Genomic DNA, 25,008 nt, shown 5'->3' on the forward strand with positions numbered 1-25,008 from the left:
GCATTGCTATTTGCAGGTAAGAGTAGGCTTCACAGCAATACATAGCACGATGAAAAAATGCTTTTTCAATAACATTGCGATCTTAGCCATCTCGACATTTTTACCCTCTTTTTAAATTCACTTAAAGCTTGCTCATGCTTATCTTGGTCTATTGTTTTTCTATAACATGTACTTTAATGGTGCCTGTAACCTCTGGGTGAAGCTTTACAGGAACAGTGGTATAACCTAATGAACGAATTGGTGAATCCAGCTCAATTTTGCGTTTATCCACTTTATAACCATGATTTTTTTCTAGCGCTTCGGAAATTTGTTTGCTTGTTATTGATCCGAATAAACGACCATTATCACCTGATTTAGCGGTTAATTCCACAGTTAATTCTGCGAGCTTATCCTTTAATTTTATCGCTTCGTCTTTTTCATCTTGTTCCAACTGTTTCTGTTTGCGTTTCTTCGCTTCTAGAGCTTTCAGATTACCTGGGGTTGCTTCTTGGGCCAAATTATTTTTTAATAAATAATTCCGAGCGTAACCATCGGAAACGTTTTTTACATCGCCTTTCTTACCTTTACCTTTAACATCTTTAAGAAAGATTACTTTCATTCAGAATCGCTCCCCTCATAATATTCATCTAGTATCTGTTTTAACATCTGTTCTGCTTCGTCAACTGTTATATCAGAAATTTGTGTGGCAGCATTTGTTAAATGTCCGCCACCATTCATTTTTTCCATAATCACCTGAACATTGATATCCCCTAATGAACGGGCACTAATTCCCACTCTTCCATCTCTTCTCTCAGAGATGACAAAGGAAGCAGCTATCCCACTCATTGTCAGCAAAATATCTGCTGTCTGAGCAATTAATACAGGACCATGCACCTGACCTTTCTCAGCTTTAGCAATCGCTATTTGGCCGCGGTACATTTCTGCTCGCTCAATTAATTTGCTGCGCTTGATATAAACCTCCATATCTTCTTTCATAAACTCCTGAACAAGGACTGTATCTGCACCTTTTGCTCGTAAATAGGAGGCAGCATCAAAGGTTCTGGACCCAGTTCTTAACGTAAAGCTTTTCGTATCCACGATAATTCCTGCTAAAAGAGCTGTTGCTTCAAGCATACTTAACTTCAGCTTTTTCGGCTGGTATTCTAGAAGTTCTGTTACTAATTCAGCTGTGGAAGAAGCGTATGGCTCCATATACACCAAAGTAGGATTTTCAATAAAGTCTTCTCCCCGACGATGGTGATCTATAACAACTTTATAATCTGATTTCTGTAACAATACTTCATTTGCCACCATGGAAGGCCGATGGGTATCGACTACAACGACAAGGCTTCGATTATTGATAATAGATTCCGATTCATCTGGATCAATAAAGTATTGCCAAAGCTCTTTATCTTGTTTAATAGCCTTAACTACACGATGGACTCCTGTATCCACATCTTCCGGGTCAAAGACAATATAGCCAGGTACATCATTAGCAAGGGCAATGTTTAAAATACCGATTGCTGATCCTAATGAGTCCATATCAGGTGCCTTATGGCCCATTATAATAACATTGTCACTCGCTTTTATCAATTCCTTTAAGGCATGAGAAATAACCCTTGCTCTTACTCGCGTTCGTTTCTCCATTGGATTTGTTTTTCCTCCATAAAAACGAACTTTACCAGACTCATCCTTAATAGCCACTTGATCACCACCACGACCTAATGCAAGATCAAGGCTGGACTGTGCTAATTCGCCAAGTGTTGGTAAGTCCACATCGCCTACACCAACTCCGATACTTAGTGTCACAGGTGTATTTCTTTCACCACTTAATTCCCGAACTTCATCTAGAATTTCAAATTTACCTTTTTCCAGCTGTTCTAATATTTGCTTCGTCCCAACAGCAAGAAACCGTTCCTGGGATGTCCGTTTTAAATAAAGACCATACTTTTTTGACCATTCATTTAAAACAGAAGTAACTTGTGAATTCAAGTGGCTTTTACTTGTGTCATTCATGTTTTGCGTAATCTCTTCATAATTATCCAGAAAGATAAATCCAAGTACCGTTTGCTCATTACGGTATTGTGTTTGTAATTCTGATTGCTCTGTTCGGTCAAATAAATAAAGCAGCCGTTCTTCTTTTTTCACAACCGTTTCAAATACATAGCCTTGTAATTCAAACCAAATTTTGTCTTTGTTCTCCTTTATCATCGGAATTAGATCCTCCGATAAGGTATGAAGTGAATCACCGACTAATGTGCCGTCATCAAATTGGTTCATATACGGATTTGCCCATTCAATTTTATAATCTTCACTGAATAAGATAATCCCAAACGGCATCTCCAATAATGCCTCTTCTCCAACTTTTTTAATTCGGTATGATAATGTTGTAATATACTTTTCGGCTTCGTCCTGCAAAGCTTGTTCAGAACGGATGCTATAGTAAAGCGAAACAGCTAACAGGATCGTCATCACTATCCCAAGTATCCATTGGAAATACCAAGTAACACTAAGCAAGATAATGGATAATAAATAAATAACCCATACATGAGTCCGCAGTTTCGGCCTTTTTTGCTTATCTGACATCACATTCAGCTCCTACTGTGCAACACTTTTTTAAATCGTATGTAAGTTTGCTCAAAAAGTCAGGCGATAAAGACAAAGCGAATACGTTTTTTTCCATAGACATTATTACCTCTTTTTCTCCAGTCGATCCCTTAGATTCAACCCTAAATCAATAATCCCTATAAAGCGAACAATAAATAAAAGGGGAGCCATAAATAGTGCTATTACGACGCAAATAATAGGAAATGCTTTCGTCATCTTTTTATGATGTGCATAAAAAAACAGGAACGAAAATCCTTGGATAGTTAACAGCATTTGTATAATAAAAATAAAATTCTGCGCAGCCATAAATAGCATACTATCCGGATCAGTAATCATGTAGGACGAAAACAATGCAAATAGATAAATAAATAGGATGCTTACTGGAAAACGTAATGTTCGAAATGGGGGAAAACGTAATTTTTTCCTTTCAAGTCGATTAATAAGTTTGTAACCGAGCCATTGACTAATTAATGCTTGTGAAACTGCTGCACAAACAAGGAAAAACGGGAATAAATTAGTTAATAGTGTTACCGCTTGCTCCATTGATTTCTGAAATGCTTCCGTTTGTTCCTCAGTTGTAAATTGCTCCATTAAGCTAGCCGACATTTTAAACGACTCATCTGTTATTTGTTTAAATTCATTTAATATATTTACTTGAAGAACTACTTGCGTAAACACAAATGCAAACAATAGGCCGATAATAAATCCAAAAGTCCCTCGTGCCCATGTTTCATAAGCTGAAAGATTCTTATGAATTGCTCCTCCAATCATTATACCACCAATTGCTGCCGGTACAGCAAGCGGAATGGATATGAAAGTTGCAACTAATATAGAAGATAATATAGCAGCTACCAACATAAGTAAAGCCGGTTTCCAGTCATATCTTGATGTAAACATTATAAACGGTATTGGCAAAAATAATATAGCAGCTACTGATAAAATTGGAATGAACATACTAGCTAGCAATATTACAATAAAAACAGCCGTTAATAAAGCCCCGTCTGTCATTCTTTTTGATTGATTCATTTTGCACCTCATCTAACTTAGATTGTTACTATTCCATCTTATTATAATAACATGTTTTTTGCAGAAATAGTTGTCGAAAGGAGTAGAAAAAATATTTCCCGGGAAATAACAAAGTGAAATTTCAAGCAAGGGGAACCCGGTATCGCATAAGTTATCTCAAACTTGGCTAATACTAGAATGAGATTCCGTCCAACTAAAGTTTATATATGCTAATGTACATGAATTTCGCGGCATTATTTTTACCGTTTTTTTAACATCCTCTTGAATACCCTATTTAAGGCTTATTTTCTTATTTCAAACCCCTAGAAAGGTAATTATCCGTTATTTTTACTATAATGGGTATATAAACGAAATAAGGATGACGAAAAATGGTATTTCTCCGAGCATTTTTACATAGTATCAAACTACCAAAAAAGAAAGCAATTTTTCAGCTTAATCGAATTGGAATGGATATAACAATTTTTTACATACTGCTTTTGCTATTTATTGTCTCCCTACCAGCTTTTATTAATTATTTATTAGGTAGCAGTAAACTGGCTAATGCACTAAATATTTTTTTTAAGATTATCTACTTTTTTATCTTTAATTATTTACCATTATCCATCATTGTATTTATGCTTATTTCTTTGATTGCAGCTGTTGGTACAGGATTAGCTAAACTAATGCAAAGAAAATTAAAATACTCTATTCTCTGGAAAATGACTGCTTATACAACAACCATTCCTTTTCTAGTGTATTCATTAGCTGCATTATTTTTACCGATTGGCAATATGTATCTTTTAATATTTTGTATTTATTCTCTCTTGTTTATTGTTTTAATCATTTCTGTATATCCAAAGAGAAGAAAAAAATAATGGATCTGCTTCTATTTAATTTTTTCTGCCTTCAATGACCCATAACATGCTGAATAAACAAATGACTAGGAGGTTTTACATGAAACGCGTTTTATTTCTGATGCTTAGCTTAATTATATTAGCTGGTTGTGCTATGAGTGAGGAAGATGAGCTCTTTCAAAAATCCAATAAGAAAAATACCATATATATATCTGCTGCTACGAGCTTAGAGGATGCACTGCCAGAAATAATCACAGCCTTTGAAAAAAAGCATCCCTATATTACTGTGGAAGTTACTTATGCCAGCTCTGGTCAGCTTGCTAGCAAAATTCAACAAGGTGCTCCTGTCGATTTATTTTTATCAGCAAATTATGAATGGGTTGATGTGTTAAATAAAGAAGGATTAATTATAAAAAATTCCTTAAAAAAATTTATTGGGAATGATCTTGTATTAATTACTAATGCCGATAGTCAATTTGATTTATTGAAATTAGAGGATTTAAAATTTATACCGTTTGACCAACTTGCTCTTGGCGATCCTGTTAGTGTCCCTTCCGGAAATTATGCAAAAGAAGCATTGGAATCTGCTGGCTTATGGGAAGACCTTAAAGATAAATATTTATTTTTAAAAGATGTCCATCAAGTCGTTGATTATGTTGAAAGTAATAAAGCAGAGCTAGGGATTGTTTATGCTTCGGACACTCATCAGAATGAACAAATCCGTGTAATCAAGGAAATAAATAAAGACTTACATTCTCCTATTCAATATTATACAGGTATTACCTCATATAGTACGAATCATCATGATGCAGAAACATTTATTGACTACTTACAATCTGAGCAAACTGCTAAGATCTTTGAATCCTATGGCTTTAAAAAATTATCTGTTGAAAAATAACAGCCAAATTCCAAGTTCGTGTTTCATGCAGTTTCTTACAAAATGATAAACGATTTTGATTGTAAACAAAACCTGTCATATTTAGCGCAAAGATGATAATCGTTATACTTATAATGGTATCTTAAAATTTTTTAGAATTGCTAACTTCCTGCTAAAAACTAGTATGTATAAGAAAAATTGCAGCTACGAGAGAATCCGATGTTGACTTATCGAAGGAAGCAGACAAGTTTGTTAGCTGCACGGGTGTGCTTAAGCTAGACGATGCTAGGTAAAAGCAAATATCATTTTCCAGACAATGAAAAAACCTTCTATACCTAGCCCTAAACGGACTAAATATAGAAGGTTTTTTGTTTAATCGTTAACATATGGCAATAATGCCATTGTACGAGCACGCTTAATTGCTTTTGTTAGCTTACGTTGATATTTTGCAGAGGTTCCAGTTACACGACGAGGAAGAATTTTTCCACGTTCGGAAATAAAACGTCTTAGCAAATCAACATCTTTGTAATCAATGTGTGTAATTCCGTTCGCTGTAAAGTAACACACTTTACGACGCTTTGCGCGTCCACGACGAGCCGCCATTTATAACCCCTCCTTCTAGTTTAGAATGGTAAGTCATCATCTGATATTTCAATAGGCTCTCCATTATTACTAAATGGATTGTCTTGATCATTAGGTTCAAATTGATTAGGTTCATATGGGCTCTGGTTTCTATTTGGTTGAAATCCTGATGAGCTTTGTCCCCCACCTTGCGAGGAGCCTTTTGATTCCAAAAACTGTACACTGTCTGCTACAACTTCGGTTACAAAAACAGTCTTGCCATCCTGTCCTTCAAAACGACGAGTTTGTAAACGTCCGTCAACTCCTACCATGCTTCCTTTTTTCATATAATTAGCAAGATTCTCTGCTGCTCTACGCCAGACGACACAATTGATAAAGTCAGCTTCTCTATTTCCTTGCTGATTTGAAAAAGGACGGTTTACTGCAAGCGTAAAATTAGCTACAGCTACTCCACTTGGGGTATAACGTAAATCAGGATCCTTCGTCAACCTGCCGACAAGTACGACACGATTTAACATCAGAACCACTCCTTATTATTGATCATCTTCTCGAACGATAATATGACGAATAATATCATCAGAAAACTTCGCAAGACGATTAAACTCGCTAATAGCTTGTTCATCACTACTGAAGTTAATGATTACATAGTATCCATCACGATAGTCATTGATTTCATATGCAAGACGTTTCTTGCCTACTTCATCAACTTTTTCAATCTCCGCGCCATTTTCAGTAAGAATTCCTTTGAAACGCTCAATTAAAGCTGTTTGCGCTTCCTCTTCCATGTCTGGGCGGATGATATACATGATTTCATATTTTCTCATCCGTAGCACCTCCTTTTGGACTTACGGCCCCTATGTAAATACTTATTCTACTAGGAGCAAGGAGTAATTCAAATAATTAATTACTCACGATAGTGTATTATACCAAAATTCATTCTACATTACAAGGTTTCGAGAGATCCTTTTTTACGTTTGATTAAACATTAAATCGGAAATGAATAACATCGCCATCTTGTACGATATATTCTTTTCCTTCTAACCTTACTTTCCCATTTTCTCTGGCTTTAGCCATCGAACCAGCTGCTAATAAATCTTCATAAGAAACTGTCTCTGCACGGATAAAACCTCGTTCAAAATCGGTATGAATAATACCTGCTGCTTGTGGCGCTTTAATTCCTTTACGAAATGTCCAAGCTCGTACCTCTTGTTCTCCAGCTGTAAAATAAGTAGCTAAGCCTAATAAATGATAAGATGCCTTAATCAATTGGTCTAAACCTGATTCCGTAATTCCTAATTCATCTAAGAACAGCTTCTTCTCTCCCGGATCTAGTTCAGAAATTTCTTCTTCAATCTTCGCACAGACGACAATCACTTCCGCATCCTCTTTAATCGCATATTCCTTTACTTTCTGTACGTTTTCATTGGCATCAGGATCCGTTACTTCATCTTCACTAACGTTTGCAACATAAAGCATTGGTTTACTCGTAAGAAGATGCAAACCCTTCACTAGTTTACGTTGTTCTTCTGTAAATTGTAGTGCTCTTGCAGGTTTTTCTTCTTCTAACCCTGTTTTTAATTTCAAGAGAACATCATATTCTAAAACCGCCGTCTTTTCCTTTTGACGTGCCAGCTTCTCTACTCGTTGTAAGCGTTTATTTATAGTTTCTAAATCTGCAAGGATTAATTCTAAATTAATCGTATCCATATCATCAACTGGATCTACTTTTCCAGAGACATGGGTAATGTTATCATCTTGAAAACAGCGGACAACCTGACAAATCGCATCTACTTGACGAATATGTGATAAAAACTGGTTTCCTAACCCTTCTCCTTTACTAGCCCCCTTCACAATACCAGCAATATCTGTGAATTCAAATGTCGTAGGTACTGTTTTTTTTGGTTTTACTAATTCCGTTAATTTATTTAAGCGTTCGTCGGGTACTTCCACAATTCCAACATTAGGGTCAATCGTAGCAAATGGATAATTTGCTGCTTCTGCCCCAGCTTGAGTAATAGCATTAAACAATGTTGATTTACCAACATTTGGAAGTCCAACAATTCCTGCTGTTAATGACATGCAAATTTCAACTCCTTAAGGATTCCATTCATAAGAACGCGTTTGTTCCTTTAATTATAGATACAAGCAAAAAAAATGACAAGCAGACAAAAAACAAAAGTAGGCAAGTTTAATATGCCTACTTTTGCCTCTTACCCTATTATATTTCTGTTTTTCTTTTTATCTACCTTATATTATACCATTTTATCACTGAAAACTCCATTTTTACAGGTAGAAATGTTTATCTGAATACGTTAAGATAAATCATATTACTTCATTCAATTTCACTAACAGTTGCTTGATAATTATATGATTAGGAAACCTACATGTCTGCTAATAATCTAAAGGGTAAGTGAAAAAACGGAGAAATTAGATTTGTTCTACTGCTCTTTTCTTTCTAATACTTTCTTCATTTTTTTCTCAAACTGCTTTCTTGGAATCATAACACTATGATCACAACCTAAGCATTTAATACGGATATCCATTCCCATTCGAATAATTCTCCACCGATTTTCTCCACATGGGTGGGGCTTTTTCATTTGTACAACGTCATGAAGTCCAAATTGTTTTCCTTCCATTTTTATTCTACTCCTCGTTTTTTTCTTCCTTATATTATAGCATTTATTTATCGATCGCCTTCTTGAGACTGTTCTGGTTCATCATCGTCTGGATGAGCTCTTTGCAGGTGTGAATTTGATTGTAATTGTTGCATTTGACTTTTATCTAACATATTTTCCTTTTGTTCTCGTGAATACATGACTATCCGTTGAGCAGGAATTTCAATACCATTTCTGTATAAATAATCCTGGATATCACGTCGAATATTACGCTCCCCCGCCCACTGGAAACCAGGTAGTGTTTCCGTTATTACACGAATCACAAAGTGGGAGGCTGCGAGATTTTGTACCCCAATAATCTCCGGTGTTCCAACCAGAAAGTCATATTTATCTGGTAACGTTGCTGCAACTTCATTAATTAATCTTTCTGCATCATCGACACTATTTTCATATGGAACATTAACATCTACAATAGCTAATCCGTTATGGACAGAATAATTAACGACTTGTGTTATATTTCCATTGGGTAAAATATGCATTTCGCCTGTCCAGCTTAACACTTTGGTTGTACGTAAACCTATTTCTTCTACTGTACCTTCTATGCCAGAGACTTTGACATAATCACCTACAGAAAATTGATCTTCAAAAATAATGAAGAAGCCTGAGATAACATCTCGAACGAGGTTTTGGGCACCAAAACCGATTGCCAAACCAGCAACTCCTGCACCTGCTATTAATGCACCTACTTTGAAGCCAAATACCCCATCAAGTATCATTATAAGAGCAATAAAATATACAACATATTTTATAACATTTTTAATTAATTTTTTTAATGTATTTTCACGGCGTTCGGAGATACGAATTGGGCCTTTTTCTCGTTTTTTAAACAAACGATCTACTAGCTTGCGACTAATTCGCACTGCTGTATAGGCTAAAAGGAGAATAACGATAATGCTGATGGTACCCTCCACTACAGCCCACCATAATTCTGGTCCGGTTATATATTTCCAAAAGCCTGTTAATTGGTTATTTACATTATCTATTCCTTTTTCTACTTCATTTTCTATTTTGTTCTGAGATAGCTTCATCTTATACCTCCCAAACTAATTATGATGCCTTTTTGTTATCTATTTTGTTCCAAATCGGAAAGAATAACAGTCTTGTTAATACGTATAGATTTAAAATTCCATAGATTGGATATAGATATTCAATCAATGTTGAAAATCCTAATGCTGTTAATGGAATCATTGTAGTTAAGGTAACGCAAACAAGCAACCATATAGGCCGTTGAATATAATCCTGTATTCTTGTAACAATGCCTAGAACTCCGGCTGCTGCTGTGGTAAAAATAGCAAACCACAATAGAATACTCATAAAAACAAGCATTTGAAATGGATAATTCTTCATAATTGCAAATAATGGAATCTCGTACAATAATATTTCATCAGCGATCTGAATTAAACTATTATTATAAATAAAAGAAATAACTCCTAATATGAGTCCACTGCCAACCGAAGCAATCCAAATTTCTTGTTTTGACTGGACTTTATTTCCAATTGCACCTAATACCGCTATCAATGGAAGGATATTAAGAGCCGTAAACGGAAAAGCCGCTATCCAATTACGTTGCTCATGCCAATGTGAAAATAAATCAAGCTTTTGATCATATGTAAACCATAATAGTACAAATAATAGTCCGGTTAATAGCAATGGCAGAATAAATTGATTCATTGATAAAAGTCCATTGATCCCTTTTAAAAACAAAATAATTAAAGCAATAATTATTATACTTATACCCCACCAATATGAAAAGTTAAACGCCTGAGATGTTGCTCCACTACCTGCTATCATTATTACTGTTGTGGTAAATAAATAAACAAAAATCATAACATCATATACTCCCGTCAATCTTACACCGACAATTTCACGTAAAACTGGCAAGTAATGGGTTGATCTTTGCTCATGGCTAATCGTCATAATAACAATACAACAAATTGTAAAAAAGAGGGCAAATAGAATAATTGCTAGTCCACTTTCATGCCCAAAAAATTGCCATAATTCCCTTCCAGAAGCATAACCGGCACCGATTGTTGTTCCAATGATTAAAAACATCCATTTCAATCCTGCATTAACCATCCTATTTCCCCCAATGTTTTATATTCCATGTATAGATTAAAAAAAATAACCGTATACTATACCAATATGTTTTTGGAGGATAAGCTATGAATTTAAAAAACACATTTGATAATAGAAAGAAGTATTATCGCATGCATCATAGTGATCCTAAGCTCATTCCTTTAATGCTGGAACACATGATTTCTTGGATGCCACAGGTACCACGTGAATATGTCGTTTTATCTATAGGTACTGATCGTTCAACAGGCGATTCTTTAGGGCCGCTGGTTGGAAGCTTCATTGCAGAGAAAAAACTAAAACATATATCCATATATGGAACATTAGATAATCCAGTTCATGCAACTAACTTAACAGAATATATAAACCGTATTGAAGCAACATATCATCATCCGTTTATTATTGCAATCGATGCTTGTTTAGGAAAAGCAACTTCAGTGGGGCAAATTATTGCCGGAAAAGGTGCAATCAAACCGGGTGCTGCACTGAATAAACCATTACCACCAATCGGGGATATTCATATTACAGGTGTTGTCAATATTAGTGGATTTATGGAGTATTCCGTTTTACAAAACACGAGACTTAACCTTGTGATGACGATGGCTCGATCTATCGCTGAACTTTTAAACGAATTAGATCAGCGTTTAACATTCAGAAAAACTTCCCCTGCTATTATTACGCAAGGATCGAATTCTTCCATTAGCTAATTTTTATAAGCATTCACGAAGATTTATTGTTATCTTTAAATGACTTAAAAGATATAGTGATACTTCTTTTAGTGGGGCTTTTCATTCGTCCCCCACTAACGGAAGTAGAACAAGAACTAAAATCTTAGGCGTTCTTGAAAAAGAAGGGAACTTTTTCTATGTACGAAAGCCTATTCATGCAGTCTTTCTTTTTCTAAAAAGGGAAAGCTCTTTTTCTTTATGCGATGTGTCACTGTCGAAGTTTTTCTTTCCCTGACAAAGAAACACACTTTTTCTTCGTGCGATGCTTATTCAAGCAGTAACGCTGGCCTATCGTACCGAATGAACTGCATTTAGATACCGTTACCCCCTTATAATTATGTATATTCTCTATAAATATTGAAGTGGGAGTCTTACATCTTCTTAGATACGGTATACATTACATATTCTATTAAAATAATTGATGACATAAAAGATAATTCCAACTGCAAGTTTCCCATTCGAATGGAAATAATGTTTAAAAAGTTTATTTCAATTGCTAAGATAAGGATACCACCAACTGCAATCAGCTCAGTAATCAATCCATTAAAAAAAGCATTCGGTACTAGTCAGCGGTAATACAGTGATTGCTCCATGGTATAAAAAAACTACAGGAAACACGGACAACAAAACACCTCACCTTAAAGGGACATACTAAGGCAAACAAATCCATCTGAAATATATTTGGTGATTAAAACTTCATGATTTCCTCGATGTCACTATCTAATGCTCCCATTATAGGCATGGCACTGATTATGAAAATTAACGAAGCAGTATTTAAAATTGATATCCGATCAGGATTAATTGATATTGCCAATGCACTACTTAACCATTTTCCTAAATCAAAGCCCTTTTCCAATTAAAAGAACTCAACTATGATAGTACCAGTTAATAGACTGAGTAAACAACATTATATTTTCTGCAGCAATCGCCATTTGCAAGCCGATTAACATGACTGAAAGTCCAATTCCTTGCATAATCTCTTTTAGGAATTTACGAAGTCAATGTACACCGTTATAACTAATATTCTGTTTTCTCCCTTTTCAATACATTAATTCAACTTATACCTGCTATGTTTAGAAGCCTATTATATTATCTCTATAAAACATGTCAGCCAATCGTATGCTATTATTTTATGTTTCACGTGAAACATTCTTTACTCTAGTAATCTATTTTTTAATGAAAAGGTCGGTACACCAAAGAACAACAATATTTTGAACGACTTGGCTGGTCGCCTAGTCTTTCTGGCGAAAGCTATCGTTTTTCTTATACGATAAATCCTAAAGTTTTATACTTTCCCATAGAGATACATAAAGTACAAGCACTCTATAAAGATCAGGTAAACAGGAGAACTTACCACGAGATACAGTGAAACTCTATTGAAAGCGTACCTCTTCTTGAAATGCAACGAAAACTAATAAACTCGGTTGTCCTTAAATAAATCACGACATATTGCTGAAGTTTTTCCTTATTCTTGAAAAAACCACGATGTATTGCAATCTTTATGACCGACATCCTTGAATAGTTTGATGTAGTGCTTCTGAAGCTCATCTGTCTGTCATCCGTACAAATCGGGTATTTAGGAGGCGGTTCTCTCATAAAAGTTCACAATATGTTATGCCAATTTTCAAATGAGAGAAATATGACTCCTTACATTACATGGGATAAGGAAATATGCCCCTACAACAGGAGCATGCCGATGCCTGAGCGGTAAGCCCGCTTTTAGTCGAACTTCTTTTAGACTCAAGCCGACGATTGACTTATCGTAGAAAGAAGATCGTAGTTTGCTTGGTACTTAAGCGTATAAGGTTAGACAAAGATACTTTCAAATAAGCTACCCGTCATGTTATAGAGGATATAAGTTCTTAAAGAAATAAAAGGCTGACAATAAGATGCCAGCCTTTTAGCTATTCATTAGTTTTCTAACGTTTCGATGATACGTTGGAGATCATCGTCACTATAAAACTCAATTTCTATTTTCCCTTTTCGTTTACCTCTTTGAATGGAGACAGCGGTTCCGAACCTTTCTCTAAGAAATGTTTCTCTTTCTTTAATAAACAAATCTTTCTTAGGTTTTTCCTTCTTCTGAACCGGTCTATCATTTAATTGGATAATTAACTTTTCAACTTGTCGTACGTTTAACTTTTCTTTTCTAATTTTCTGCACTACTGCTTGGAGCTTTGTTTTATCTTTTATCCCTAACAAAGCTCTGCCATGCCCCATTGAAAGTTCCCCATTATTAATATAAGCGATAACTTGTTCTGGTAAAGAGAGTAAGCGAATCATATTTGCGATATGTGATCGGCTTTTTCCAAGACGTTTTGATAATTCCTCTTGGGTTATCTTTAATTCGTTCATTAAGTTTGCATAGGCGTGTGCCTCTTCAATTGGCGTCAAATCTTCACGTTGAAGATTCTCTAAAAGTGCTAGTTCCATCATTTTTTCATCCGTTAATTCTTTAATGATAACCGGTATGCTTTCTAACCCTGCTTCTTTAGCAGCACGAAACCTTCTTTCGCCAACAACAATTTCATATCCCTTGATACTTTTCCGAGCAATTAAAGGTTGAATGATACCGTATTCTAAAATAGATTCCTTCAACTCCTCAATCGCATCAGCATGGAATGTTTTTCGTGGTTGGTATGGGTTTGGGCGACAATCTTTAATAGCTATTTCCTCGATAACATCATCATGTTTTTCTTCAATATCTGGAAACAGAGCATTAATCCCTTTACCTAACCCTTTCGCCATTGGCCATCACTTCCTTCGCTAATTCAAGATATACTTCCGCGCCTTTTGATTTTGCATCATAAGTAATAATTGGCAGACCATGACTTGGAGCCTCACCTAGTCTTACATTTCTAGGAATTATCGTTCGATAGACTTTATCTTGAAAGTATTTCTTCACTTCCTCTATTACTTGTAAACCGAGATTCGTTCGGGCATCAAGCATTGTTAATAATACACCTTCAATCATCAGTGTCTTATTAAGATGCTTTTGTACAAGTCTTATCGTGTTCAGTAATTGACTAAGCCCTTCCAATGCATAATACTCACACTGTACTGGAATAATAACCGTATCCGAGGCGGTTAACGCATTCAAAGTTAATAATCCTAATGATGGAGGGCAATCAATAATAATATAGTCATAGGCTGATTTCAAGTTTTCCAACGATTTTTTCAGGCGAATCTCTCTAGATATTGTTGGCACCAGTTCAATTTCTGCACCGGCAAGCTGTATAGTAGCAGGTATGATATCTAAGTTGTCTATAGTTGTTGGAATACACACTTCTTCAGCAGGTAGTTCTTCGACAAGAACATTGTAAATACAATGTTTTACATCTGCTTTGTTAATCCCTGTTCCACTTGTTGCATTCCCCTGAGGATCAATATCTACGAGAAGAACTTTATTACCTAAATGTGCTAAACATGCACTTAGATTTACCGATGAAGTTGTTTTTCCTACACCACCTTTTTGATTTGCGATGGACATTATTTTTCCCATGTTGACACCTACCTAAAAACAATATACTATCTATTTTATCACTTTTTCTATTAAATAGTGGACTTATTTCACTTTTGTTAGCAATTCGTAATCAACCGGTGAGCAAGAAAGCGTGAAATAAATGTTTTTTCCTGAATTTACTAATGAACATGTTCCCCTATTTTAATATTTTTGCTTTTGTTTTCTATACAACTAATGAAGAAATGTATAAAATACCCATCTTTCAGAGTGGAAGATGGGTATTTATAAAAATATATAATTATAAATCAATAAAAATATTATGTTTTTTGAAGTACCTGCTATTATTTAATTTATCAATGGGCTCATTTATAGATAATTAAACTTTACTAAAAATATGAACTAGTCTCGTTGATTTTAGGATAAATCCTAAGAATGTCTATTCTTAAAAACAGAGCCTGTCTTGTACTACAGGTTTTGCACAGATAAATGCTTGTTGTACTCATACTCAAAACACAAACTACAAAATTAATTTTCTGTACTTACGTAACATGTAAAATTATGATTTCTTTTTTGGTATCTTAATTGTAATTTGATAATAATCTTCTAGATCTTGTTCATCTGACTCCACTTCAACTCCTGTATCGGAAACCATATTTAATGATTGACGTATCGTATTCATAGCTATGCGGATATCTTTATTAAATCCCTTTCGCTTTACAGTTGGCTTTTTCTTTGTTGGTTTATTCTTTTCGTTTATTTTAGCAATGCGATCTTCTGTTTGTTTAACGTTCAGACCTTTTTCGACTATCTCTTGCAATAGTTTTATTTGCTGTTCTTCATCCTTTATTTTAATTAATGCACGAGCATGTCTTTCTGTAATATACTTCTCTAGCAATGCTTCTTGTACAGCATCTGGTAATTTTAATAGTCGAAGCTTGTTCGCTATGGTTGATTGATTTTTACCTAGTCGCTGTGCTAGTGCTTCCTGTGTTAAGGAGTGGAGCTCAATTAATTTTGCATAGGCAGCTGCTTCTTCAATTACAGTCAGTTCTTCCCGCTGCAAGTTTTCAATAAGAGCGACTGAAGCTGTTTCTGTATCAGTCATTTCCTTAACAATTGCAGAAATATATTCCCAACCTAAAGAATTGACAGCACGCCAACGTCGTTCCCCTGCAATAATTTCATATTGTTCCTCGCCTTCTTCAGCTTCATCCAGCTGGCGAACAATAATTGGTTGAATCATTCCATGGGTTTGAATCGTTTGAGCAAGTTCTTTTATTTTTTCATCACTAAATATCGACCTTGGCTGATATCGATTAGGTTTTATATTTTTAACGGGAATCTGAATAACCTCGTCTGAATGATTCGTCTCCTCGTCGACGTCAACTTCAGATTTATCACCGATTCCAAAAAAACGGTTAAAGGGCTTCACCATAATCCCACACCACCTCAATTGTACTTTTAAAAAACTATCTATGTATAAAATATAAAATGTTTCACGTGAAACATTTTATATGGATTACTATGTTATGTTCATTATAGCATAGGAAAAGGTTTCATAGTAAAACGTTCACATCGCTAATTCTTTGCATTTAGGTATAACTATGACTGTACTATCAACCACTCTTTCTTTTGACTACTATTTTAAGCTCATAAAAGGAGGTAATTATGTAGCTGCAATTATATGAAAAACATGAAATAATAGACGGAGCGCTTTCTGCGCAAAATTTCAACATTTCTTAACATATAAGAAAAAACGCCGCAGCAAGATGCTGCTGCGCGTAATCTATTCTTTATTTTTTTACGTTGTTTGTTCGACTTTATTTTACCATATTTCTAGTTGAAAGAATATGCTTATTTCTTATTTCTATAAAGTGAAACTTCATTCAGTAGGAGTTTGCTTCCCTCTCCTACTGAAGGTTAGTACCCCAAGGGTATGACCTAAAGGCCCTTGAACCAATCAAGCATTTAGGTGCCGTTTTCTCTCACTTAGCCCTTTTGTATCAACTAAAGGCTCTTGAAGTGGGAGGCTTACGACATCTTACATGCGAAAAAAAATGAAACTGCTATCAATGAGATCTTACTTCATCCCACACTGATATCACTAGAAAATAGCTTAGGTGCTCAGTTAGCGACGTACAAACTGCAAGCGTCTGAAATAAAATGAAACTTCACTTAAGGAGTACTTTTCCCCTTGAAAAAATCGTGATGCGTCGCTGACGCAGCTTTTCTTGTCCTTGAAAAACTGCGATGTCTATTCAAGCAGTCTCTCATGTTCCATACACCTGAATAAATTGGCATTTACGTGTCGTTATTTTCCACTTAGACTTTTGCATATTCTCTATAAATCTAGAACGGAGTCTTATAACCCCATTACCCCTTAGATGGGATAAAAATCTATTTTCCTGGTTTCATATACACTTATCAAACTGATTAGAAATTGTGTGTGTTTTTCTTTCCAGCTTAATCAATCGGGTCTTTATTTGGGATTCCTGGTTTTCTAGGATATTTTTTTGGGGTTTTTCGTGTTTTATAAATCTCAATAATGGAGCGTTCACTTTCTTCTTGTGGCAAAGTAAACGTATGAATACTTTTCAATTCTCCGCCAAGTAATTCAATGGCTAACTTAGCCTGATCTACTTCTTCTTTTGCTTTTGCTCCTTTCATCGCCAAAAAAACTCCTTGCCTCTTCACAAGTGGCAAACAAAGTTCACTTAATACTGACATGCGCGCAACAGCTCGAGCCGTTACCATATCAAATGATTCACGAAATTTTGTGTTTTTACCAAAGTTTTCAGCACGATCATGGTAAAATGCCACCTGGTTTAGTGAAAGATCCAACGCTAACTGGTTTAAAAAGCCGATGCGTTTTTTTAATGAATCTACAATAGTTATTTGTAAATGAGGAAAGCATATTTTTAACGGAATACTCGGAAAACCTGCTCCAGCACCCACATCACAAATTGACTTTACATCAGTGAAATCAAAATAGAATGCTGCGGTAACCGAATCATAAAAATGTTTTAAATACACATCTGCTTCCACTGTTAAAGCTGTCAAATTAATTTTCTTATTCCATTCAATCAGGTTATGGAAATAAATGGAAAATTGTTGTTTTTGTTGTGCATCCAACTCTATTCCCTTTTCCTGTAATACTTGAAAAAATTTCTCTGGATTCATTCAATAAACTCCTTATGTAAAATAAGCAGATTTAGCAAGATACAACTAAATCTACTTATTATAATTAATTAGCTAACCGAGCGACATTTCCTTGTTCAATATAGACAACTAAAATAGATATATCTGACGGATTTACACCTGAAATACGTGATGCTTGCCCCACTGAGAGTGGGCGTACTTTCTTCAATTTTTCTCTCGCTTCTGAAGCAATTCCGCTAATTTGATCATAATCAATATCGCTAGGAATTTTCTTTCCTTCCATTTTTAACATACGTTCTACTTGTTCTTTTGCTTTTTTAATATATCCTTCATATTTAATTTGAATACCGACTTGTTCTGTCACATTTTGTGGCAAAGTTAGATCAGCATCAATAATCGGAGCTAATATATCATAAGATAGCTCAGGTCTTTTTAATAAATCATATGCCTTTATTGCCTCTTTCATTGGAGTTGCACCCGCTTTTTCTAATAAAGCATTTACCTCAGGTGTGGGCTTAATAACTAATTTATGCAATCTTTTCTTTTCCTCTTCAACTAAACGATATTTCTTAGTAAACGCAGCATATCGTTCTTCAGAAATAAGTCCAAGTTTATATCCTAATTCAGTTAAGCGTAAATCTGCATTATCATGTCTTAACAAGAGACGATATTCAGCACGTGATGTCAAGAGACGGTATGGCTCATTGGTACCTTTTGTCACTAAATCATCAATGAGTACTCCAATATAAGCTTGCGATCGATCTAGGATAACTGGTTCTTTACCAAGAACTTTTGCGGCCGCATTAATTCCAGCCATGATTCCTTGCGCCGCTGCTTCTTCATAGCCAGATGTTCCATTTATTTGCCCGGCTGTAAATAATCCAGATATCTTCTTTGTTTCCAATGTTGGCCAAAGTTGAGTCGGTACGATCGCATCATATTCAATTGCATAGCCGGGACGCATAATTTCTGCATTTTCTAATCCCTCTACGCTGCGAACAATATCATGTTGAATGGATTCAGGTAAAGAAGTTGATAATCCTTGTACATAAACCTCTTCCGTATCTCTTCCTTCTGGCTCTAGGAAGATTTGGTGACGTGGTTTATCATTAAAACGGACAATTTTATCCTCAATAGACGGACAGTATCTAGGTCCTGTTCCTCTCTTCATTCCTGAATACATAGCAGAAAGTGACAGGTTGTCATTAATTATTCTGTGTGTAAATTCATTCGTATAGGTTAGCCAGCAGGGAATTTGGTCGGTAATATATTCTGTCGTTTCATACGAAAAGCTTCGCGGTGTTTCGTCACCTGGTTGAATTTCCGTTTTCGAATAATCAATGGTATGACTATTTACTCGTGGTGGTGTACCAGTCTTAAAACGAACCAATTCAAAGCCAAGTTCTTCCAGATTTTCCGATAGTTTAATCGTCGGTCTTTGATTATTTGGCCCACTTTCATATTCCAGATCTCCCATAAGGACCTTTCCACGCATAAACGTTCCGGTGGTGACAATTACAGTTTCTGCTCGGTATGCAGCATTTGTTTCTGTAATAACACCTTTACATACACCGTCTTCAACAATTAAGCGGTCAACCATACCTTGACGAAGTGTAATATTTTTTTCATTTTCGATGATTTTTTTCATTTCTTTAATATATAAAGGTTTATCAGCTTGGGCTCGCAGCGCTTGAACAGCTGGTCCTTTTCCAGTATTTAATAAACGCATTTGAATATGCGTCTTATCGATGACTTTTGCCATTACTCCTCCAAGGGCATCAATTTCACGAACGACAATTCCTTTGGCAGGACCGCCAATCGATGGATTACATGGCATAAAGGCAATCATATCTAGATTTAAGGTAAGCATTAACGTTTTTGCTCCCATTTTTGCAGCTGCAAGACCAGCCTCAACTCCTGCATGACCTGCACCGACCACGACTACATCATAATGTCCAGCATCATAAGTCATTGGTCTCATCCTTTCTAATTAAGAGTATCGTTATTTTCCTAAACAAAATTGTGAGAATAGCTGATCGATGAGGCTGTCACTTGCTGTATCCCCAATTATCTCACCTAACAGTTCCCACGTTCTGGTTACATCAATTTGCACAATATCTAAAGGTAAACCGAGCTCCAATCCTTTCATTGCATCCTCTAAAGCTTTTTTAGCTTGTTTGAGCAGTTGAATATGGCGGACATTAGAAACATAGGTTAAATCACCCATATCCATTTCTCCAGCAAAAAACGTCTTAGATATCGCCTTTTCCAGCTCATCTACCCCCTCCTCCTTCAATAAGGAGGTGGTAACAATAGGTTTTCCCTCACTTAATTCTTGAACACGATCCAGATCCAGCTTTTGTTCCAAATCTGTTTTATTAATAACAACAATATAATCCAATCCTTGAATAGCTGCAAACAGCTTTTCATCTTCTTCGGTTAATACGTCATTATAGTTTAACACGAACAAGATTAAATCGGATTCCTTTAATACTTGCCGTGATCGTTCTACACCAATTTTTTCAACAATATCCTCTGTCTCTCGAATTCCGGCAGTATCGACTAATCGCAACGGAACTCCTCTTACATTTACATATTCTTCAATAATATCCCGCGTTGTTCCAGGTATTTCAGTGACAATTGCCTTATTTTCCTGAACAAGCGCGTTCATTAGTGACGATTTACCGACATTTGGTCTACCAATAATTGCGGTTCCCAGGCCTTCACGTAAAATCTTACCTTGTTTGGCTACCTGTAAAAGGTTGGTAATCTCAGCATATACTTCTTTAGTCTTTGTACGCATCATCTCATGTGACATTTCTTCCACATCGTCATATTCTGGATAATCAATATTAACTTCTACATGGGCAACTGTTTCCAATAAATCTTGACGGAGTCGACGGATTAAAGCAGATAATCGTCCATCCATCTGTTTCAAAGCTACAGACATCGCTTTGTCTGTTTTCGCCCGAATTAAATCCATTACAGCTTCTGCCTGTGACAAGTCGATTCTGCCATTAAGAAATGCCCGCTTTGTGAATTCACCCGGTTCTGCAATACGAGCTCCTTGACTTAACACTATTTCTAATACGCGGTTTACAGCTACCATGCCTCCGTGACAATTTATTTCAACTATGTCTTCACGAGTAAATGTTTTTGGTGCTCGCATTACAGAAACCATTACTTCCTCAGCAACCTCTTTCGTTTCCGGTTCGATAATTTTTCCGTAATGAATCGTATGAGAAGCTACGTCTATTAAATTTTTACCCGTAAAAACTTTTGCAGCGATTGCTATAGCCTCTGGACCGCTAAGACGAACAATAGCAATGGCTCCTTCACCAATCGGTGTTGATATGGCAGCGATTGTATCTGTTCCCACTTGCAAATCACCTCCAACCTATTACAGTTTTCATCTATATCAAGTAACATAATTTTCATTGTCACTAACTTAATAGAATATCATAAATTGAACACAAAATAAAGTTATCCACAATATTTTTTCGCAAATAATTGTAATTATTATACACATGTGGATAACTGCTTCTGTTTTAAAATCGTTTATTTTTAATAATGAACAAAAAAGAGGAGAACTATTGTATTTTTTGTCTGCATACTAAAACACTGAAACTTTTTCTTTTCTGTAAGAACCGAAAAAAAGCACAGCAATTGGTAGCGACATACTAACTGGGGAGCTTCTAACTAGATAAAATGAACCCTCATTCATAGGGGTACAGGTATAATATTTATAGATAAAAAACCGCTCAGTTAAAAACTAAGCGGATGAATAATTCACTTATGGTTGAATCACAATATGTCGATGCGGTTCTTGACCATCCGAATAAGTCGTAACAGATTTATTCGATTGAAGTACACTATGAATGATTTTTCGTTCAAATGCAGGCATTGGATCGAGTGCTATCTTTTTATTTAAGCGAATTGCCTTATCTGCCATTTTTAAAGCCAGTGCCTCGAGAGTTTCTCTTCTACGAGCTCGATATCCTTCTGCATCTAATGTGACCGTGAGATATTCAGTACCACCATTTTTATTGATTGCTAAATGCAATAAATACTGTAGTGCATTTAATGTTTGTCCGCGTTTACCAATTAAAATGGCAATGTCTTTCCCTTCTACCTCATACGTCACATGATTGTCCTCTACAGAAGTGTGAACAGTAGCAACGATATTCATTTGTTCTATCATTTTTTGGAGATATTTTTCTGTTTTTTCAATTGGATTTTCCTTGATGCGAACTTTAACGTAGGCTCGTTTTGAACCAAATACACCAAACAGTCCCTTTTTGCCTTCATCAATGACTTCAACTTCTACATGGTCCCTGGTTGTTTCTAACTGCTCTAGTGCTGCTTGGACCGCTTCTTCAACTGTTTGTCCACTAGCAGTTATTTCTTTCACTTTTTGTCTCCTCCATTATTGTTATCAGCCATTATTGGCTTACGGATAAATAAAGTTTGAGCAACCATAAAGATATTACCTACTACCCAGTATAACGCTAATGCAGCTGGGAAGAAAATGGCAAAGACCGTAATCATAATCGGCATCACATATAACATGACCATCATCTGTGGATTTTGCGCTGCCGGACTTCCTGCCATCATCAGCTTTTGCTGTAGAAATGTTGCTCCCCCGGCAATCAGCGGTAAAATATAATAGGGATCAGGCGAACCCAATTCAAACCATAAGAAGCTTCCTGTTTTAATCGATTCTGTTCGCATAATAGCATGGTACATACCTATTAAAATCGGCATTTGTATAAAAATGGGCAAACAACCTGCAAGTGGATTGACACCATATTTTTGAAATAATGCCATCGTTTCCTGTTGTAATTTTTGCTGAGTATTAGCATCTTTAGAACTGTATTTTTGCTGTAGCTCTTTTAACTTTGGCTGAATATCCTGCATGGCTTTAGAGCTTTTTAATTGTTTTATATTTAATGGTAACAGCAACAGACGAACTAAAATAGTAACAACTACTATAGCCAGTCCATAATTTTGATTAAATAAATCAGCAAAATAAGTGATAAGCCATGAAATCGGATAAACGAAGTAAGAATTCCAAATTCCTTCGCTTTCCTCTGTTATCGGTTGGTTTATTTCATTACACCCAGATAAAATTACTAGTAAACTAATCAACCCTACTAGCAACCAAAACTTTTTACGCAACACTCTTCCTCCTAACTAAGTACAAGACAAGTACGCAGGTCCTTATCAATAACTTCTCGACTGTATCTATATCGTTATTTTAACCTAATCAAACGTAAGATTCTATATCAATTATCGAATTTTTAACAACTGTTCCCTAGATAATAAATGCATTAAGCTTTTTTTAATTTCTTTATACTGCATATTCTTAGTCGGATGTCTGGCAATAATTACAATATCATATGGATAAGCAATTTTATCCTTTAACTCATGGAAGGCTTGTCGTAAACAACGTTTAATACGATTCCTCGTCACCGCATTCCCTATCTTTTTACCTACAGAAAGACCGATTCGAAAATGCTCTTGACCTTCCCTTTCTACATAATAAATGACAAGTTGCCGGTTTGCAAAGGATTTTCCAAACTTAAAGGCATGTTGAAACTCACTATTTTTTTTAATACGGTATTCTTTCTTCACTGTACAATCACCTTTACTACAAAACACTTAGCTATCTATCTAATCTCTCATATTTATGTATAAAAGAAAAGCGCAAGTACCCATAATTCTCTCCGATTGGACTGCGCTTTTCATCTGAAAAAAGACCACTGATTATTTCAGTGGCCTATGCAGACAAGACTTTTCTTCCTTTTCGACGACGACGAGCAATTACTTTACGTCCATTTTTAGTGCTCATGCGTGAGCGAAAGCCGTGTACTTTTTTACGTTTACGATTATTTGGTTGAAACGTTCTTTTCATTTATTCTGCACCTCCCCAAGGGATGAATTTATCGAATTTTAATCAATCCATAGACAGTCTTTGTAATTATACGTAAAAGGAATATGATCTGTCAACTTGTTCTAAAAAATCAATTTTAAACTAAAGATATAGTCTAGTCATTAATACAAGCAATCTCTAATGGAACTTACGTATATATCTAAAATTATTACCACACTCAATTCAACCTATACCTCTACTGTTCATCCTCTATGTAAAATAAAACTCCACAGTATGGAAAGCCTTCTATTTTCCTAGCTTACAAGTTACAGTCTAGATATCCACATCCCTTGTGCAACGTTTTTCGTCTTCATTTTTCTATCCACAACAATTATCGACAGGGAAATCACAAAATATAGTGGTGTGGACAATTATTGTCTACAAGCACTGGACTTTGTGGATAAGTGTCGAAATACCATTGCTTTTCAATGTTTTTTCTGATATTATATTTGTGTTTAACCTGTGCAGAACTTAAAAAACAAAACAACTTACCCACAGGTTGTGGATAAGTTGTGGATACTTGTAAACATCCTCGTTTATAATATTATCAACACCGCTGTGGATAACGTTGATAGTTTGTTTTCACTTGCATAGAAACTGCTATCCAATATCCACAAGATGCAAAATTTATATATGATTATTTTTTTCATTACTGAATACGCCTTTCCATCTTTATTCATAGATTGAGAGAGGCTTTTTCTGTCATGTATATGTAATTAATGAGGAAACTATGCCTTTATAAACTAAACAGGAACAGTTATATTAGACGTTCGTTTCAAAATGAACCACTTCTAATTACGAATTTATACGAGCTAGTTACATACAGCAGAAGTCCACATTTGTCTTCCACTTTATCTTGGTACCAAAATCAGCTAAAAGCACCATGTCGTTGTTTTTTATTAGCTCCGTCGTAAATGCGTTCCATTAGTCCTTAAAGGCATACATATGTCTACAGGTACAAAACATTACGAAACAAACTGTATAGCAATGGTATTTTTTGGAATACCTCCCATCATTGGATAATGAAAATTGCAGATAATCAAATATTCTTTCAAGAAAGGAGTGAACTTCTGG

Annotated in this window: 24 protein-coding genes; 4 read left to right on the forward strand and 20 right to left on the reverse strand. The window is 35.5% G+C overall.

Going from position 1 to position 25,008, the window contains the following annotated elements:
- Positions 1–148: 148 nt before the first annotated feature.
- The 3 genes from rplI to JNUCC74_RS18740 all read right to left on the reverse strand — a co-directional run bounded on the left by rplI (position 149) and on the right by JNUCC74_RS18740 (position 3,612).
- The gene (rplI, locus tag JNUCC74_RS18730; protein WP_077318849.1) at positions 149–598 is read right to left on the reverse strand and encodes a 50S ribosomal protein L9; all 450 of its coding nucleotides are present in this window, start codon (positions 596–598) and stop codon (positions 149–151) included.
- Complete coding sequence (locus tag JNUCC74_RS18735; protein WP_454066455.1) at positions 595–2,565, reverse strand: DHH family phosphoesterase; 1,971 nt, start codon at positions 2,563–2,565, stop codon at positions 595–597. The genes rplI and JNUCC74_RS18735 overlap by 4 nt, the downstream gene beginning before the upstream one ends.
- Before the next feature lie 105 nt (positions 2,566–2,670).
- Entirely contained in the window at positions 2,671–3,612 is a 942-nt protein-coding gene (locus JNUCC74_RS18740; protein WP_454066456.1) for a YybS family protein, read from the reverse strand.
- A gap of 368 nt (positions 3,613–3,980) precedes the next feature.
- Between JNUCC74_RS18740 and JNUCC74_RS18745 the strand changes: the two genes are divergently transcribed.
- Positions 3,981–4,466 (forward strand): DUF1189 family protein, encoded by a 486-nt coding sequence (locus JNUCC74_RS18745; protein ID WP_454066457.1) that lies wholly within the window; start codon positions 3,981–3,983, stop codon positions 4,464–4,466.
- A 79-nt stretch (positions 4,467–4,545) separates the two neighbouring features.
- Positions 4,546–5,343, forward strand: a complete 798-nt coding sequence (modA, locus tag JNUCC74_RS18750) for a molybdate ABC transporter substrate-binding protein (RefSeq protein ID WP_179104320.1) — start codon at positions 4,546–4,548, stop codon at positions 5,341–5,343.
- Between the two features lie 351 nt (positions 5,344–5,694).
- Here the strand turns inward: modA and rpsR are convergent, their stop codons facing one another.
- The 7 genes from rpsR to JNUCC74_RS18785 all read right to left on the reverse strand — a co-directional run bounded on the left by rpsR (position 5,695) and on the right by JNUCC74_RS18785 (position 10,655).
- Positions 5,695–5,925, reverse strand: a complete 231-nt coding sequence (gene rpsR, locus JNUCC74_RS18755; protein WP_077318854.1) for a 30S ribosomal protein S18 — start codon at positions 5,923–5,925, stop codon at positions 5,695–5,697.
- 20 nt (positions 5,926–5,945) lie between these two features.
- Entirely contained in the window at positions 5,946–6,422 is a 477-nt protein-coding gene (gene ssb / locus JNUCC74_RS18760; protein ID WP_077318855.1) for a single-stranded DNA-binding protein, read from the reverse strand.
- 15 nt (positions 6,423–6,437) lie between these two features.
- The gene (rpsF, locus tag JNUCC74_RS18765; protein ID WP_077318856.1) at positions 6,438–6,728 is read right to left on the reverse strand and encodes a 30S ribosomal protein S6; all 291 of its coding nucleotides are present in this window, start codon (positions 6,726–6,728) and stop codon (positions 6,438–6,440) included.
- A gap of 154 nt (positions 6,729–6,882) precedes the next feature.
- Positions 6,883–7,983, reverse strand: coding sequence for a redox-regulated ATPase YchF (gene ychF / locus JNUCC74_RS18770; RefSeq protein ID WP_077318857.1), 1,101 nt, complete (start codon positions 7,981–7,983; stop codon positions 6,883–6,885).
- A gap of 359 nt (positions 7,984–8,342) precedes the next feature.
- Entirely contained in the window at positions 8,343–8,540 is a 198-nt protein-coding gene (locus tag JNUCC74_RS18775; protein ID WP_077318858.1) for a DUF951 domain-containing protein, read from the reverse strand.
- A gap of 47 nt (positions 8,541–8,587) precedes the next feature.
- On the reverse strand, positions 8,588–9,607 hold the full coding sequence (locus JNUCC74_RS18780; RefSeq protein ID WP_454066458.1) for a mechanosensitive ion channel family protein: 1,020 nt from the start codon (positions 9,605–9,607) through the stop codon (positions 8,588–8,590).
- Positions 9,608–9,626: 19 nt separating this feature from the next.
- Positions 9,627–10,655 (reverse strand): YkvI family membrane protein, encoded by a 1,029-nt coding sequence (locus tag JNUCC74_RS18785; protein WP_454066459.1) that lies wholly within the window; start codon positions 10,653–10,655, stop codon positions 9,627–9,629.
- Positions 10,656–10,741: 86 nt separating this feature from the next.
- Between JNUCC74_RS18785 and yyaC the strand changes: the two genes are divergently transcribed.
- Positions 10,742–11,359: a spore protease YyaC gene (gene yyaC, locus JNUCC74_RS18790; protein WP_454066460.1), complete on the forward strand. Its 618-nt coding sequence runs from the start codon at positions 10,742–10,744 to the stop codon at positions 11,357–11,359.
- A gap of 731 nt (positions 11,360–12,090) precedes the next feature.
- The gene (locus tag JNUCC74_RS18795; RefSeq protein ID WP_454066461.1) at positions 12,091–12,240 is read left to right on the forward strand and encodes a hypothetical protein; all 150 of its coding nucleotides are present in this window, start codon (positions 12,091–12,093) and stop codon (positions 12,238–12,240) included.
- A gap of 1,051 nt (positions 12,241–13,291) precedes the next feature.
- Here JNUCC74_RS18795 and JNUCC74_RS18800 read toward each other — a convergent pair.
- The 10 genes from JNUCC74_RS18800 to rpmH form a co-directional block, all read right to left on the reverse strand.
- The gene (locus JNUCC74_RS18800; protein ID WP_454066462.1) at positions 13,292–14,128 is read right to left on the reverse strand and encodes a ParB/RepB/Spo0J family partition protein; all 837 of its coding nucleotides are present in this window, start codon (positions 14,126–14,128) and stop codon (positions 13,292–13,294) included.
- The gene (locus JNUCC74_RS18805) at positions 14,109–14,882 is read right to left on the reverse strand and encodes a ParA family protein (protein WP_077318863.1); all 774 of its coding nucleotides are present in this window, start codon (positions 14,880–14,882) and stop codon (positions 14,109–14,111) included. Before JNUCC74_RS18805 ends, JNUCC74_RS18800 begins: the two co-directional genes overlap by 20 nt.
- 517 nt (positions 14,883–15,399) lie before the next feature.
- Positions 15,400–16,278, reverse strand: coding sequence for a nucleoid occlusion protein (gene noc / locus JNUCC74_RS18810; RefSeq protein WP_077318864.1), 879 nt, complete (start codon positions 16,276–16,278; stop codon positions 15,400–15,402).
- Between the two features lie 1,028 nt (positions 16,279–17,306).
- Positions 17,307–18,023: a 16S rRNA (guanine(527)-N(7))-methyltransferase RsmG gene (rsmG, locus tag JNUCC74_RS18815; protein WP_454066463.1), complete on the reverse strand. Its 717-nt coding sequence runs from the start codon at positions 18,021–18,023 to the stop codon at positions 17,307–17,309.
- 64 nt (positions 18,024–18,087) lie between these two features.
- Positions 18,088–19,974 (reverse strand): tRNA uridine-5-carboxymethylaminomethyl(34) synthesis enzyme MnmG, encoded by a 1,887-nt coding sequence (gene mnmG, locus JNUCC74_RS18820; RefSeq protein ID WP_454066464.1) that lies wholly within the window; start codon positions 19,972–19,974, stop codon positions 18,088–18,090.
- Between the two features lie 30 nt (positions 19,975–20,004).
- Positions 20,005–21,381, reverse strand: a complete 1,377-nt coding sequence (gene mnmE, locus JNUCC74_RS18825; protein WP_454066465.1) for a tRNA uridine-5-carboxymethylaminomethyl(34) synthesis GTPase MnmE — start codon at positions 21,379–21,381, stop codon at positions 20,005–20,007.
- A 414-nt stretch (positions 21,382–21,795) separates the two neighbouring features.
- Positions 21,796–22,413 (reverse strand): RNA-binding cell elongation regulator Jag/EloR, encoded by a 618-nt coding sequence (gene jag, locus JNUCC74_RS18830; RefSeq protein ID WP_077318868.1) that lies wholly within the window; start codon positions 22,411–22,413, stop codon positions 21,796–21,798.
- Positions 22,410–23,180 (reverse strand): YidC family membrane integrase SpoIIIJ, encoded by a 771-nt coding sequence (gene spoIIIJ, locus JNUCC74_RS18835; RefSeq protein ID WP_077318869.1) that lies wholly within the window; start codon positions 23,178–23,180, stop codon positions 22,410–22,412. The genes jag and spoIIIJ overlap by 4 nt, the downstream gene beginning before the upstream one ends.
- Positions 23,181–23,291: 111 nt before the next feature.
- Entirely contained in the window at positions 23,292–23,636 is a 345-nt protein-coding gene (gene rnpA, locus JNUCC74_RS18840; RefSeq protein ID WP_077318870.1) for a ribonuclease P protein component, read from the reverse strand.
- Between the two features lie 145 nt (positions 23,637–23,781).
- Positions 23,782–23,916, reverse strand: coding sequence for a 50S ribosomal protein L34 (gene rpmH, locus JNUCC74_RS18845; protein ID WP_077318871.1), 135 nt, complete (start codon positions 23,914–23,916; stop codon positions 23,782–23,784).
- Between the last annotated feature and the right edge of the window lie 1,092 nt (positions 23,917–25,008).

Source organism: Cerasibacillus sp. JNUCC 74 (genome assembly GCF_053667775.1).